The following is a 13000-nucleotide window of genomic DNA, read 5'->3' on the forward strand; positions in this document are numbered from 1 at the left end:
TTGCCGGAAGTATTGCTATTGTTGCCGGAAGTATTGCTATTGTTGCCGGAAGTATTGCTATTGTTGCCGGAAGTATTGCTATTGTTGCCGGAAGTATTACTATTGTTGCCGGAAGTATTGCTATTGTTGTTGGAAGTATTACTGTTATTGCCAGTAGAATCGCCGTTATTCTTCTGGATGCCATTTGATGAACTAGTGATGGATGGAATGTCATTAGGCTGGTTGTTGCTGCATGCTGCCAGGCTCAGGACGATAATAGTTGCTGTGCTTACTTTTTTGAAAGACATAGATATTTCCTTTGCAATGAGTTGATTGATAATTAAAATGTAGATGTATTATCAAATAGTCATTTAAAAATATCAAGTAAATAATTTACAAAAATAATTGATTTGTTAAATTACGAGGCATTTTGTTATTTTTGGCCATTATATAGATGGAGAATCAGGTGTTAATGACAAAAAAGGTCGTCTGAAAACAGAAATCTCGTTTTCAGATGACCTTTTACCTTTATCCGTCAAACCGCCGCTGTTTCAGGTTTGACCTTGCTTTTCTTAAACTTCAACACGGCTTCTTCTTTTGCTGCATCCCAGTCTATCCGCACAAAACCACCTTCGGCGAGTTTGCCGAACAGGAGTTCGTCGGCGAGCGGTTTGCGGATTTTTTCCTGAATCAGTCGGTTCATTGGACGTGCACCCATTTGCGGGTCGAAACCTTTTTCCGCTAGATATTTGCGCAAGGCCGGTGTGAATTCGGCTTCGACTTTTTTGTCGAGGAGCTGGTGTTCGAGCTGGAGCAGGAATTTGTCCACGACTTTGACGATAATGGGTTCGGACAAGGGCGCAAACGGGATAATCGCATCCAAGCGGTTGCGGAACTCGGGCGTGAAGAGTTTGTTGATTGCCTGCATTTCGTCGCCGCGTTCGCGTTTGGCGGTAAAGCCGAGGCTGGGGCGGCTGAGGCTTTCTGCGCCTGCGTTGGTGGTCATAATCAGGATGACGTTGCGGAAGTCGGCACTCTTGCCGTTGTTGTCGGTCAGCTTGCCTGCGTCCATGACTTGTAGGAGGACGTTGAAAATGTCAGGGTGGGCTTTTTCGATTTCGTCCAAGAGCAACACGCAATGCGGCTGTTTGTTGATGGCTTCGGTTAAAAGGCCGCCTTGTTCAAAGCCGACATAGCCCGGAGGCGCGCCGATGAGGCGCGATACGGCGTGGCGTTCCATGTATTCGGACATATCAAAGCGTTGCAGTGGTACGCCCATCGAGTAGGCAAGCTGTTTGGCAACTTCGGTTTTGCCGACGCCGGTAGGACCGGAGAAGAGGAAGCTGCCTATCGGTTTGTCGGGCAGGGCAAGGCCGGAGCGCGACATTTTGACGGCGGCAACCAGCGCGTCGATGGCGTTTTCCTGACCGTAAACCATGTTTTTCAAATCGCGGCCAAGGAATTGCAGCACTTGTTTGTCGTCGTGCGACACGGTTTTTTCAGGAATCCGCGCAACTTTGGCGATGACGGTTTCGATTTGCGCTTTACCGATGACTTTTTTCTGTTTGGATTTGGGCTGAATCCGTTGTGCCGCGCCTGCTTCGTCCATCACGTCGATGGCTTTGTCGGGCAGGAAACGCTCGTTGATGTAACGTGCGGAAAGTTCGGCTGCGGCTTCAAGTGCGCCTTGCGTATAGCGGACTTGGTGAAAATCTTCAAACATCGGTTTCAAGCCGCGCAGGATTTGCACGGTTTCGGAAACAGTAGGTTCGATCACATCGATTTTTTGGAAACGGCGGCTTAAGGCGTGGTCTTTGTCGAAAATGGTGCGGTATTCGTCGTAAGTGGTCGCGCCGATACAGCGCAATGAACCTTTTGCTAATGCGGGTTTGAGCAGGTTGGATGCGTCCATCGTGCCGCCGCTGGTGCTACCTGCGCCGATGATGGTGTGGATTTCGTCGATGAATAAAATGGCGTGCGGGATTTTTTCGAGCTGTTTCAAGACGGATTTGACCCGCGCTTCAAAGTCGCCGCGGTATTTCGTGCCCGCCAAAAGCGAACCCATATCCAGTGCGTACACTTCGGCTTCTTTAAGCGCGTCGGGAATGTCGCCGTTGACGATTTGGTGTGCCAAACCTTCCGCCAGTGCAGTTTTGCCCACGCCAGCCTCGCCGACCAAAAGCGGATTATTTTTGCGGCGGCGGCACAGGATTTGCACCAGCCGTTCCATTTCGTGTTTGCGACCAATCAAAGGGTCGATACGGCCGGCTTTGACTTCGGCGTTGAGGTTGACGGTGTAGTCGGAAAGGGAGCCGGTTTTTTGTTCCGCTTCTTCGCCCTCGCGTCCCAGGCCGTCTGAATCATTGCCGTCTTCGTCATCGGGCGAGCCATGGGCAATGCAACGCAAGACTTCAAAGCGTGTAATGGATTGCAATTTGAGGAAATAAACGGCATGGCTTTCGGATTCGCTCATCATGGCAACCAAAATATCCAAAGGCTCTACTGCGGCTTTTCCGGCAGACTGAGTATGCACCATTGCCCGTTGGATGACGCGTTGGAAGCCCAATGTCGGCTGGGTTTCGACCGCATCCAGAAGATGATCGGGAATTTGCGGCGTGTTTTCTGCAACGCTTGCCGCAAGCTGTTCGGACAGGACTTTTAAATCCGCACCACACAGTTTCAAGACGTTCGGCACAGCCGCATCTTCTTCTATCAGCACCAAAAGCAGGTGTTCCAAGCTGATAAACTCATAACGCGCGTTGCGTGCTTCACGGTAGAGCAGTTGCAGGATGTGTTCCAATTCGGGTGAAAGCATGGTTTAAACCTCTTCGACTATACATTTGAGCGGATGCCCTTCAGCTTTGGCGCGTTCCATGACCTGATGTTGCTTGGTCTGGGCAATATCGCGCGTGTAGGTGCCGCACAGGCCTTTGCCTTCGTGGTGCACCAGCAGCATAACGGCCACTGCCTGTTCCTGTGCAAGCATAAAGACTTCGGTCAGGATTTCGACGACAAACTCCATGGTGGTGTAATCGTCGTTCAATAAAAATACGCCGTAACGTTTCGGCGGCTGTGTGTTGATATCGCTGAGCAGGGTATCGGATTGGTGGTCGGTATTCGGATGGTTCATAATCTTAGGTTTCAGTTTTCAGACGGCCTGTTTTAGAGTGCAAACCGTTTTCTGTTGTATTTCGGCAATTTTTTTCTATTTTCCCACTTTTTTGAAAACATAGCTTGACGTTTTGTCTTAACAAATGTAAAAAGACGGTTAAGCAGAAGTTGGCACTCGACCGCGTATGCAATACGTGGGAGAAACGCTGAACGTTTTAGTTTGCTGTATGCCTTGTTTTGCTGATTTTGTTAATTTTTAAGTATAGGAAGTTTCTAATGGCAACCGGTATCGTAAAATGGTTTAACGACGCTAAAGGTTTTGGTTTCATCACTCCTGATGAAGGTGGCGAAGATTTGTTCGCTCACTTCTCAGCGATCAACATGGAAGGTTTCAAAACCCTGAAAGAAGGCCAACGCGTGTCTTTCGACGTAACCACCGGCCCTAAAGGCAAACAAGCTGCTAACATTCAAGCTGCTTAATCAAATGCGCGGCGTAAGCCGTAAAATCATGGCGGGGTTTCCCGCCATTTTTTATGGGCGTTCGAGTCAAAAATTATGAATCAAAATTCATCTTATCAAAATGCATTAAACCAGTTGGACGAGCTTATCCGTCATTTTCGCAGCGAAGGCGAAGTCAGCTGCGCCGTTGCCGAGCGTGAAGACCAAATCTTGATCCGCCTTGCCGATTTGAAACTGGATTTGCGCCCTGAAGATGAAAAAGCCATTGCCGATATAGACCGCTTTTACCGTCGCCATGTTTTAAGCGAATAAACGTTTCAAAACCGTTTGCCGTTTTATTTTTTTAAGCATGCCTGATAAAATAGGCCGTCTGAAAAGTTTGTAAAGAATCAGCACAATGAGTATTGCCAATAATAAAAAAGCCTTTCACGATTTCTTTATCGAGGACCAAATCGAAGCCGGTATAGTATTGGAGGGATGGGAAGTTAAAGCCATCCGCGCTGCACGCGTGCAATTAAAAGAAAGCTATATCTACTGGAAAAAAGACGCATTCTATTTGGTGGGCTGCCACATTACCGCATTGCCCACTGCCTCGACACACGTCAAACCCGACCCTGTCCGTCCGCGTAAGTTGTTGTTGAAACAATCGGAAATCAATAAGTTAATCGGCAAAACCGAACGTGCAGGTTATACGATTGTGCCCTTAAACCTGCATTACACCCGCGGTAGAATCAAAGTGGAAATCGGTTTGGCCAAGGGTAAGAAACAGCATGACAAACGCCAAAGCCTGAAAGAAGCGGATTGGAAGCGTGAGAAACAGCGTTTGATGAAAAACGTACGTTGATTTTTTCAGACGGCCTTTGCAGAAAGGCCGTCTGAATATTTATTGTTTGAAAATTTTAAAAAGGAAAACAGATGAAAACCATAATTTTAGCGGCGGCTTCAGCCGTATTGTTGCTGGGCGCGTGTTCCACTACTGAACAAAGAGTATTGAAACCTGAAGAGCTGACCAGCATCAAACATGTCTGCATCATTCAAAATGCAAAAGTAAGGCCGCATGATTTGGATCGTGCTTTGTCTAAAGCTTTGGCAAAACGCGGCATTGGCAGCACGATTGTGACAGCGGATAACCGCGGCAAACTGTATGATTCTTCTTGCCCGTATAATCTGCGTTACAAAACCAAAGGCAATGACGAAATCTTGCGTAAAGGCGTATTTGTGTTGAGAAGCACCAAGTACGCGGTTTCTACTGTCAGCTACTCTTTAAATGATGAAAACCACTTCCGAACCAACCCTGATTTGGTGAAACAGGCTGAAGGCGTTGTGGCCAAATTGTTGGAAAAAAACAGCAAATAAAAGCCAGAATAAAAAACCGGCTTGCCGTGATATGGAGAATATCGGGCAAGCCGGTTTTATTTTCAGACGGCCTTAAATGGATTTGATTTTTTCCCAAAGGGTTTTGACTGTACCTTGATAGTAGGTTTCGGAAGTGCAATAGACTGTTTCTAAAGCGCATTGTCCTTGTGAGCCGTATTTTTTGATACACTGGTTCAAGGCAATTTGATGCACGGTTTTGAAACGTGGGGAGGTAATGGCTACCACGTTTTGAGCAGTCAATTTGCCCATGGCTTTAGGATAGGCAACAGCGATACAGGTGTTGTGCAGAGGGACAACCGTTTTGCAGCCTGTTGCTTGGCCTGCGCTGATACCGGCTAAGGCATCTTGGCCTTTACAGAATGTTTCGAGTTCGGCTGTTGCATCCAGTTGGGTGGCATTTTCTTTGGTGGTTTTGATTTGCAGCGCTTCATTGCTGTCGGCAGGATTTTGCCACATGGCCAGGTAGCCGTAAGTATCGGCAGCCAGGGCGGCAGGAGTCAGTGCGCAAAGGATAAGTGTCATTAGTGTTTTTTTCATAATTTGTTCCCTGTTTGTTGGGTATTTGTTGTCATTATAAAGCAAAAGTACTTATTTGATATAAATTTGCTTTTAAAATGAATATTTAGTGTGGCAGATAGATTATAGGCCGTCTGAAATTTCAGACGGCCTTTTGATTATGTTTTAAAGAATATGGCGTAGCTTAGAGGCTTATACACCGTGGCGGTTGAGCCAACGTTCGGCATCAAGCGCGGCTTGGCAGCCGGAAGCTGCGCTGGTGATGGCTTGACGGTAGGTATGGTCTTTGACGTCGCCTGCCGCCCATACGCCTTCGATATTGGTTGCGCCGACATTGTCACCGGTACCGCCTTTGGTTTTCAGATAGCCGGTTTCATCCATATCAAGTTGACCTTTGAAGATATCGGTGTTGGGTTTGTGGCCGATGGCGATGAAAACACCTTTGACGGTGATTTCTTCAGTGTTGCCGTCATTATGTTTCAGGCGTGCACCGGTAACGCCGCTTTCGTCGCCCAAGATTTCATCAACCGAGCTGTTGAGTTTGAGGATGATTTTGCCTTCTTCGACGCGTTGCATCAGTTTGTCCACCATGATTTTTTCGGCACGGAAGCTATCGCGGCGGTGAATCAGGGTAACGGTGTTGGCGATATTGGCAAGGTAGAGTGCTTCTCCCACAGCGGTATTGCCACCGCCGACTACGGCAACATCTTGTTTTTTGTAGAAGAAACCATCGCAAGTTGCACAGGCGGAAACGCCTTTGCCGGCAAAGGTTTCTTCGCTTGGCAAACCTAAATATTTGGCGGATGCGCCGGTGGCAACGATGAGCGCATCGCAGGTGTATTCGCCCATATCGCCTTTGAGGGTAAATGGACGGTTTTGCAAATCAACGGTGTGGATTTGGTCGAAAATCATTTCAGTACCGAAGCGTTCGGCATGAGCTTGGAAACGAGCCATCAGTTCCGGACCTTGTACACCTTCGGCATCGGCAGGCCAGTTGTCCACTTCGGTGGTGGTCATCAGTTGTCCGCCTTGCTCAACGCCGGTAATGATCACAGGGTTGAGATTGGCGCGGGCGGCATAGACGGCGGCAGTATAGCCGGCAGGGCCGGAGCCGAGGATGATGAGTTTATGATGGTTACTCATGATGGTTTCCTTGCTGATAAATGATTGAATTTTGTTGTATCTAAGCTTTCAGATGGCCTGAATTTTACTTGAATTTGCCGCCGTCTGAAATATGTTTGTCGCTTGGGTTTAGTGGCTGTCTTTCCATTGATAGTATTTTGAACCGAGGAAAGAGCCGAGTTTACGCAGGAAAGGCTGGGTAATGATGTTGCTGTGGCGCAGTTGCTCAAAAGGTTTCAGACGGCCGTCATCGCCCATAATGGTTTCAGCAATTGCCAAACCGGCAATGCCGGTAATCGCCATGCCGTGTCCGGAATAGCCTTGGGCGTAGAAAACGGTAGGGGCGAGGCGGCCAAAATGTGGGGCGAGGTTGCGTGTGATGTCGCATTCGCCGCCCCAAGAATGCTCGATTCTGACGTCGGCAAGTTGCGGGAAAACTTTCAACATGTCTTGGCGGACGAGTTCGGTCATGCGGTCAGGGTCGTCGATAAATTCGTTGTCTTTGCCGCCGAAAAGCAGGCGGCCGTCAGCGCTGAGGCGGTAGTAGTCAAGGACGTGGCGGTTGTCGCAGATGGCCATATTGTTGCGGATCAGATCTTTGGCACGCTCGCCCAGAGGCTCGGTGGCGATGATAAAGGTGCTGACTGCAATGGCTTTTTGTTCCAATACTTTGAATTTCGGGTGTAAACCGGCATAAGTATTGACGGCATAAACGAGGTTTTTGCACTCAACGCTGCCATTGGGCGTATGAACCAGCCAGCCGTTATCGCATGGTTCGATACGCGTCATCGGGGATTGCTCAAAAAGTTGTGCGCCTGCATCGGCTGCCGCTTTGGCAATGCCTAGGGTGTAATTGAGCGGGTGTAAGTGGCCGGATAAAGGATCAAATTGCGCGCCTTGATACATATCGCTGGCAAGTTGCTGCTTCAGCGTGGCTTTATCCCAAAGCTGGTAATGGCTTGCGCCATAATGTTTTTGGGCGTATTCGTGCCATTGTTGCAATTCTTCCCAATGCTGAGGACGGACGGCGACGGTAGCGTAGCCGCGTTGCCAATCGCATTGGATGTTGTGTTTTTGAATGCGCGAGTCAACCAGTTCAACGGCTTGCAGAGATTGCTGCCAGAACCATTGGGCCTGTTCCAAACCGACTTGTTTTTCGATTTCTTCCATGCCGCAGGCAAAGTCGCTGATGACTTGTCCGCCGCTTCGGCCTGATGCGCCGAAACCGATACGGGCGGCTTCAAGTACGATGACGTCATGGCCGTTTTCAGCAAGCGGTAGGGTGGTGCATAAGCTGGACAGACCGCCGCCGATAACGCAGGTTTCAGTTTTCAGACGGCCTTCAAGCGTCGGATAAGACGGATGGGGATTGGCCGTGCTGACATAGTAGGAAGGAAGGTATTCTTTGAAGCTGGGATTGATCATGATTTGAGCTTTAGGTTGGTTTTCACTTCATTGAAAATAGGTTTTCAGACGGCCTGGAATGTGGGTTTGGGTTCAGGCCGTCTGAAAGGATAAGATGCAGTTAATAAAACAGGCTGTTCCGACACTTTATCGGACAGCCTGTCTGCATATTAGGCGGCTTTCTCGGCTGCCAATTTTTCTTGGCGGTAGGCTTCGGCAGCCTCGCGTTCCCGTTTGGTTGCCTGACGCATCATCCAGTAGTTAACGACAATAACCAGTGTACCGATGATACCGATCAGGATGGTTGCCAAAACGTTCATCTGAGGGTCAAGGCCGAGTTTGATTTTGGAGAAAATCACTTGTGGCAATGTCGATGAACCCGGGCCTGACAGGAAGGAGGTAATCACCAAGTCGTCCAAAGACAGGGTAATGCCCAAGAGGAAGCCGGAAGCAATCGCAGGGGCAATCAGTGGTAGGGTAATCACGAAGAAAATCTTCAGCGGACGGGCACCCAAGTCCATAGCAGCTTCTTCCAAGGATTGATCCAATTCCACCAAGCGCGAGCGGATAACGACGGTAATGTACGCCATACAAAGTGTGGTGTGGCCGAGGAAGATGGTGAAGAAGCCGCGATCGAAGTAGAGCGATTGCAACAATTCACTGCCTTGCAGGAACATCTGCACCTGAATAATCAACAGCAGCATGGACAAACCGGTAATCACATCAGGCATCACCATAGGCGCGGAAATCATACCGGCAAACAGGGTGCTGCCGCGGAAGCGTTTAATACGCGCCATGGCGTAGCCTGCCAATGTGCCGAGTGCCACGGCGGCAAGCGAGGAAACGATGGCGATACGCAATGACAGCCAGGCCGCTTCCAAGATGGTGTCGTTTTCCATTAATGCGCCGTACCATTTGGTTGAGAAACCGCCCCAAACGGTAACCAGTTTGGATTCATTGAAAGAATAGATGACCAAAACCACCAGCGGAATATAGAGGAATGCCAGCGAGAGCAGGAGCATCAGTTTCAAGAACCAGGATAATTTGGTTTTCTGCATTATTTGCCTCCTTCTTCCAATTCGCGGTTTTCATAGTGCTGGAACAGGGCAATCGGTACAACCAGCAGGGCAACCATGACGACGGCGACGGCAGAAGCCAGCGGCCAGTTGTTTTGGTCGAAGAATGCCTGCCACAATACTTTACCGATCATCAGGTTTTCAGAACCGCCCACCAATTCAGGAATCACAAATTCACCGACGGCTGGAACGAAGACCAGCATAGAGCCTGCGATGATGCCTGTTTTGGATAAAGGCAAGGTAATGGTAAAGAACGATTTGATCGGACCTGCGCCCAAGTCGGAAGCAGCTTCGAGCAGACGGTTGTCCAGTTTTACCAGTTGTGTGTACAGCGGCAAAATCATAAACGGCAGATAGGCGTAAACCATCACCAAATTCAGCGAGAAAGCATTGTAGAACAGGTCTAAAGGCTCGTTGATGATTCCGTATTTGATTAAGAAATTGTTGATGATGCCGTTGTGACCCAATAAGCCCATCCATGCGTAAACACGCAACAGGAAAGAGGTCCAGAAAGGCAGCATGATTGCCAACAGCAGGCCGTTGCGCGCAGCCGGATTGGCGCGTGAAATGGCATAAGCGGTCGGATAACCAATCAACAGGCAGATGATGGTCGTTGTCAGCGCAGTCTTAATTGAAGACCAGTAGGTCATCAGATAGATATTGCTGTTTTCACTGTCGCCAAACGGATTGAGCGTATTCCAAAAGTTTTGGAAGATGTCGGCGTAGTTCTGATAGCTGATGGCAATGTTCAGACGGCCTAAGTCTTCATCAATCGTCGTCAAAGGCGTAAATGGCGGAATGGCGATTTCTTGTTCGGCAAAGCTGATTTTCAAGACGATGGCGAACGGAATCAGAAACAACACAAAGAGCCAGATATACGGCACGGCAATCACTGCACGCTGTCCAGGACGGCGAAACAGTTTCTTTTTCAGTTTTTTAAGGTCCATTGCATTTCCCTCAAATTAACTGTACAGAGGTGTCGGTTGGTTTTCAGGCCAGCTGATGTAGACGGTTTCGTCCCAAGTCGGCGGCGTAATGTTGCGCACATACCAATAAGGTGCGGGAACTTGGCTTTTGACGACACGGCCGTTGGCGAGTTTGATGTGGTAAATCGCGAAGCTGCCCAGATAGGCAATTTCTTTAACCGTGCCTTGGGCCCAGTTGTGCGCGCCCAAGTGTTCTGGTTTTTCTTTATGCAAATCAATGTCTTCAGGGCGGATGCTGATCCAGATTTCATGCTCGTTCGGAACGCCCAGACCGTGGTCGATGCGGACGTGGTTTTCCAAGCCGTCACATTTGACGATAGAGAAATCGGCGCGGTCGTCAATAACGACGCCGTCAAAAATATTGGTTTCGCCGATAAATTCAGCGGTAAAGCGACTGTTAGGGTAGTCGTACACATCGCTAGGTGTGCCGACTTGGCGCAATTGGCCGTCGGACATAATGGCGATGCGGGTAGCCATCGTCATCGCTTCTTCTTGGTCGTGGGTAACCATGATGCAGGTTACGCCGACTTGTTCCAGCGTGTTGACCAATTCCAGTTGGGTTTGTTGGCGCAGTTTTTTATCGAGTGCGCCCAAAGGTTCGTCAAGCAGCAGGATTTTCGGACGTTTTGCCAGGCTGCGCGCCAAAGCGATACGCTGTTGTTGGCCGCCGGAAAGTTGGTGCGGCTTGCGTTTGGCGTATTTGGTCATTTGCACCAGGCGCAACATTTCTTCGACGCGGGCGTCGATTTCGCCTTTAGGCATTTTGTCTTGTTTCAGGCCGAAAGCAATGTTTTGTTCAACACTCATGTGCGGGAATAGAGCATAGCTTTGGAACATCATGTTGATTGGGCGCTCGTACGGAGCAAGCTTGGTAATGTCTTGGCCGTCGAGAATGATTTTGCCCTGATTTGGGCTTTCCATGCCTGCCAACATGCGCAGCAGTGTGGATTTGCCACTGCCTGAGCTGCCCAAAAGGGCAAAGATTTCATGTTGGTAAATGTCCAAGTCGATGTTATCGACAGCGTAATTGTCACCAAACTTTTTCACCAAGCCTTGGATTTGCAAATAAGGTTTGGCTGAAGACGCAGTGGTTGCGGTCATAATGGCAATACTCCAAAAAGAAAGACGAGTACCGGCAAAACGGATTTTCGAATGGGTGATAAAAAGCTGTTTGATTGCTGGCGGGAGTCGGACGGAGGCCGTCTGAAACTCTTGTAAAGCGCACGGGCAGCGTGGATAGAAAGCAGTTTAAGCCTCAGCTTTTGCTCTCGGCAAACTCAATATTATATTAGCCTAAGCCTCATAGGGGCAATATGAAAATGCTTGTAGCGGCTGATTTGAAACAAATAGGAAAGGAAAGGCAGACAGGGGAACAGGATAGCGAAAATGGGTAACGTTGTTTTTCTGCACAAAAGGATTTAATTTATATTTAAATGTCTTAAAAAATAATTCAAGATAGAATAAAATACGCAAATTGCATTAATTTTAATAAAATCGTGCGGATTGCGTTTTATGCGGGCGAGATGGTTTTGTTCTAAATAAAAACTAAATCCGCTATATGAATAAAAAGGGAAAACATGAGCATTAAAGAATGGCCTGAAGGGGAGCGGCCGCGTGAGAAGCTGTTGGAGCGTGGCGCGGCGGCGTTGAGTGATGCGGAGTTGCTGGCGATTTTATTGCGTGTCGGAACACGCGGCATGAGCGCGGTTGATTTGGCGCGTTATTTGTTGAGCGAGTTCGGCAGCTTGGGAAAGCTGATGAGTGCGGATGCCAAAACACTTTCTGCTTGCAAGGGCATGGGTTTGGCGAGCTATACTCAGTTTGCCGTGGTCAAAGAAATCGGACGGCGGATTTTGGGTGAGGATTTGCAGGAGCAGATGGTTTTGTCAAACCCGAAATCGGTTGCGGATTATCTGCGCCTGCATCTGGGGCATGAAAAAATCGAGGTCAGCGTTGCCTTGCTGCTCAACCGTCAAAATCAATTGATTGCGGTACGGGAATTGTCGCGCGGTACGGTGGCGGAAAATACGGTTTATATTCGTGAAATCGTCAAATTGGCATTGGATGAATATGCCGACAGTTTGATTTTGGCGCACAATCATCCGGGCGGTTCGGCAAGGCCGTCTGAATCTGATGTGCAGTTTACAGAGCGTTTGAAACAGGCTTTAAGTTTGGTGGATATTACGCTCTTAGACCATTTTATCGTAACGGCAAAAGAAACCTGTTCTTTGCTCGAACAGGGCTATATGTAAGGATGAATGTTCAGACGGCCTCAGTAAGATAGGTTACCTTACCTTACCAAGGCCGTCTGAAGAATTATTGCGTTACTTCATCGGATGATTCTTCTTTGCTCTTTTCTTTGTCCTTGTCTTTTTTGCCGTCAGGAATGGCAGCATCAATCACTGCCCCCGTTCCTTTAACAACCAATTTTCCGGCAGTCAGGACGGTTGTGGCAGCCAAATCGACAGCAGCGCCTACGACGCAGCCGTTAAGTGTCAGGCAAAGGGCAAGTGCCGGAAGCAAGCGTTTTGTGCATCTCAATGGCTGCATCCGCAGTGTCCTTCGTGATGATGGCCGCATCCGAGTGCTTCTTGCCAAGCATCATCGTCGCCGTCAAATTCTTCGACTTCGTCAAATTCGCCGTTTTCTACCATGCTTACCAGCTCTTCCAAGCTTTCTGCGCCTTCTACCCAAAAGCAGGGAATATCGGGTGGTGTGTCGGGGGCAAGCAGGGCGGCTTGTTGGTCGTGCCAAGCAATCCAATAGCCGTTCTGCGTTTGTACGAATACGGCATCGGGATGAATGGTTTCGTTTTCGGTATTGACCAGCATTCTGGCGGCGATATCGGTTTGAAAAGGTAAGGTTTGCATGATGGTTTGAGAATGTAAGAAAAGAAAGTATTGTAACATGGCAAAAACAAACGCACCGTCTGAGTCAGGCGGTGCGTTTGTGTCTCGGCAACTTGGGGGC

At 48.7% G+C, this 13000-nt stretch carries 16 protein-coding genes; 6 read left to right on the forward strand and 10 right to left on the reverse strand.

The window, feature by feature from the left end; all coding sequences use genetic code 11:
* The coding region (locus ACTHR2_RS01630) for a hypothetical protein (protein WP_440375272.1) at positions 1-188 on the forward strand (188 nt) is incomplete at its 5' end.
* Positions 189-514: 326 nt separating this feature from the next.
* Here the strand turns inward: ACTHR2_RS01630 and clpA are convergent.
* Positions 515-2794: an ATP-dependent Clp protease ATP-binding subunit ClpA gene (gene clpA / locus ACTHR2_RS01635; RefSeq protein ID WP_263341523.1), complete on the reverse strand. Its 2280-nt coding sequence runs from the start codon at positions 2792-2794 to the stop codon at positions 515-517.
* 3 nt (positions 2795-2797) lie between these two features.
* Positions 2798-3109 carry an ATP-dependent Clp protease adapter ClpS gene (gene clpS / locus ACTHR2_RS01640; protein WP_003679561.1) on the reverse strand — a complete coding sequence of 104 codons (312 nt, stop codon included), beginning with the start codon at positions 3107-3109 and terminating at the stop codon, positions 2798-2800.
* Between the two features lie 257 nt (positions 3110-3366).
* Here clpS and ACTHR2_RS01645 point away from each other — a divergent pair, with 257 nt between their 5' ends.
* From ACTHR2_RS01645 to ACTHR2_RS01660, 4 genes are all read left to right on the forward strand, one after another.
* The gene (locus tag ACTHR2_RS01645) at positions 3367-3570 is read left to right on the forward strand and encodes a cold-shock protein (RefSeq protein WP_002217533.1); all 204 of its coding nucleotides are present in this window, start codon (positions 3367-3369) and stop codon (positions 3568-3570) included.
* A 75-nt stretch (positions 3571-3645) separates the two neighbouring features.
* On the forward strand, positions 3646-3861 hold the full coding sequence (locus tag ACTHR2_RS01650) for a hypothetical protein (protein WP_003679564.1): 216 nt from the start codon (positions 3646-3648) through the stop codon (positions 3859-3861).
* Between the two features lie 85 nt (positions 3862-3946).
* Positions 3947-4393: an SsrA-binding protein SmpB gene (gene smpB / locus ACTHR2_RS01655; protein WP_003679566.1), complete on the forward strand. Its 447-nt coding sequence runs from the start codon at positions 3947-3949 to the stop codon at positions 4391-4393.
* A gap of 71 nt (positions 4394-4464) precedes the next feature.
* Complete coding sequence (locus ACTHR2_RS01660) at positions 4465-4905, forward strand: hypothetical protein (protein WP_263341530.1); 441 nt, start codon at positions 4465-4467, stop codon at positions 4903-4905.
* A gap of 72 nt (positions 4906-4977) precedes the next feature.
* Here ACTHR2_RS01660 and ACTHR2_RS01665 read toward each other — a convergent pair whose 3' ends face one another.
* The 6 genes from ACTHR2_RS01665 to ACTHR2_RS01690 form a co-directional block, all read right to left on the reverse strand.
* Positions 4978-5463, reverse strand: a complete 486-nt coding sequence (locus ACTHR2_RS01665; protein ID WP_063067886.1) for a DUF4189 domain-containing protein — start codon at positions 5461-5463, stop codon at positions 4978-4980.
* Between the two features lie 171 nt (positions 5464-5634).
* Positions 5635-6585, reverse strand: a complete 951-nt coding sequence (gene trxB / locus ACTHR2_RS01670; RefSeq protein ID WP_440375273.1) for a thioredoxin-disulfide reductase — start codon at positions 6583-6585, stop codon at positions 5635-5637.
* Positions 6586-6693: 108 nt separating this feature from the next.
* Complete coding sequence (locus ACTHR2_RS01675; RefSeq protein WP_263341538.1) at positions 6694-7989, reverse strand: NAD(P)/FAD-dependent oxidoreductase; 1296 nt, start codon at positions 7987-7989, stop codon at positions 6694-6696.
* Positions 7990-8138: 149 nt separating this feature from the next.
* Positions 8139-9026, reverse strand: a complete 888-nt coding sequence (locus tag ACTHR2_RS01680; RefSeq protein WP_003679574.1) for an ABC transporter permease subunit — start codon at positions 9024-9026, stop codon at positions 8139-8141.
* Positions 9026-9991 (reverse strand): ABC transporter permease subunit, encoded by a 966-nt coding sequence (locus tag ACTHR2_RS01685; protein ID WP_263341541.1) that lies wholly within the window; start codon positions 9989-9991, stop codon positions 9026-9028. Before ACTHR2_RS01685 ends, ACTHR2_RS01680 begins: the two co-directional genes overlap by 1 nt.
* Positions 9992-10006: 15 nt before the next feature.
* Positions 10007-11131, reverse strand: a complete 1125-nt coding sequence (locus ACTHR2_RS01690; RefSeq protein WP_049335895.1) for an ABC transporter ATP-binding protein — start codon at positions 11129-11131, stop codon at positions 10007-10009.
* 476 nt (positions 11132-11607) lie between these two features.
* On the opposite strand from ACTHR2_RS01690, the gene radC reads away from it, so the two are divergent.
* Positions 11608-12282 carry a RadC family protein gene (gene radC / locus ACTHR2_RS01695; RefSeq protein ID WP_440375274.1) on the forward strand — a complete coding sequence of 225 codons (675 nt, stop codon included), beginning with the start codon at positions 11608-11610 and terminating at the stop codon, positions 12280-12282.
* A 64-nt stretch (positions 12283-12346) separates the two neighbouring features.
* On the opposite strand, the gene ACTHR2_RS01700 is transcribed toward radC, so the two are convergent.
* Together ACTHR2_RS01700 and ACTHR2_RS01705 are read right to left on the reverse strand one after the other, a co-directional pair.
* Entirely contained in the window at positions 12347-12580 is a 234-nt protein-coding gene (locus tag ACTHR2_RS01700) for an NF038104 family lipoprotein (protein WP_263341546.1), read from the reverse strand.
* Complete coding sequence (locus ACTHR2_RS01705; RefSeq protein ID WP_004520787.1) at positions 12568-12900, reverse strand: hypothetical protein; 333 nt, start codon at positions 12898-12900, stop codon at positions 12568-12570. Before ACTHR2_RS01705 ends, ACTHR2_RS01700 begins: the two co-directional genes overlap by 13 nt.
* Positions 12901-13000: the final 100 nt, after the last annotated feature.

Origin of the sequence: Neisseria sp. P0006.S004 (genome assembly GCF_051963015.1) — a bacterium.
Taxonomy (GTDB): domain Bacteria; phylum Pseudomonadota; class Gammaproteobacteria; order Burkholderiales; family Neisseriaceae; genus Neisseria.

Excerpts from the sequence above, each read along its gene's own strand:
- clpA (WP_263341523.1), bottom strand. The coding sequence starts at position 2,794 with ATGCTTTCACCCGAATTGGAACACATCCTGCAACTGCTCTACCGTGAA.
- clpS (WP_003679561.1), bottom strand. The coding sequence starts at position 3,109 with ATGAACCATCCGAATACCGACCACCAATCCGATACCCTGCTCAGCGAT.
- ACTHR2_RS01645 (WP_002217533.1), top strand. The coding sequence starts at position 3,367 with ATGGCAACCGGTATCGTAAAATGGTTTAACGACGCTAAAGGTTTTGGT.
- ACTHR2_RS01650 (WP_003679564.1), top strand. The coding sequence starts at position 3,646 with ATGAATCAAAATTCATCTTATCAAAATGCATTAAACCAGTTGGACGAG.
- smpB (WP_003679566.1), top strand. The coding sequence starts at position 3,947 with ATGAGTATTGCCAATAATAAAAAAGCCTTTCACGATTTCTTTATCGAG.
- ACTHR2_RS01660 (WP_263341530.1), top strand. The coding sequence starts at position 4,465 with ATGAAAACCATAATTTTAGCGGCGGCTTCAGCCGTATTGTTGCTGGGC.
- ACTHR2_RS01665 (WP_063067886.1), bottom strand. The coding sequence starts at position 5,463 with ATGAAAAAAACACTAATGACACTTATCCTTTGCGCACTGACTCCTGCC.
- trxB (WP_440375273.1), bottom strand. The coding sequence starts at position 6,585 with ATGAGTAACCATCATAAACTCATCATCCTCGGCTCCGGCCCTGCCGGC.
- ACTHR2_RS01675 (WP_263341538.1), bottom strand. The coding sequence starts at position 7,989 with ATGATCAATCCCAGCTTCAAAGAATACCTTCCTTCCTACTATGTCAGC.
- ACTHR2_RS01680 (WP_003679574.1), bottom strand. The coding sequence starts at position 9,026 with ATGCAGAAAACCAAATTATCCTGGTTCTTGAAACTGATGCTCCTGCTC.
- ACTHR2_RS01685 (WP_263341541.1), bottom strand. The coding sequence starts at position 9,991 with ATGGACCTTAAAAAACTGAAAAAGAAACTGTTTCGCCGTCCTGGACAG.
- ACTHR2_RS01690 (WP_049335895.1), bottom strand. The coding sequence starts at position 11,131 with ATGACCGCAACCACTGCGTCTTCAGCCAAACCTTATTTGCAAATCCAA.
- radC (WP_440375274.1), top strand. The coding sequence starts at position 11,608 with ATGAGCATTAAAGAATGGCCTGAAGGGGAGCGGCCGCGTGAGAAGCTG.
- ACTHR2_RS01700 (WP_263341546.1), bottom strand. The coding sequence starts at position 12,580 with ATGCAGCCATTGAGATGCACAAAACGCTTGCTTCCGGCACTTGCCCTT.
- ACTHR2_RS01705 (WP_004520787.1), bottom strand. The coding sequence starts at position 12,900 with ATGCAAACCTTACCTTTTCAAACCGATATCGCCGCCAGAATGCTGGTC.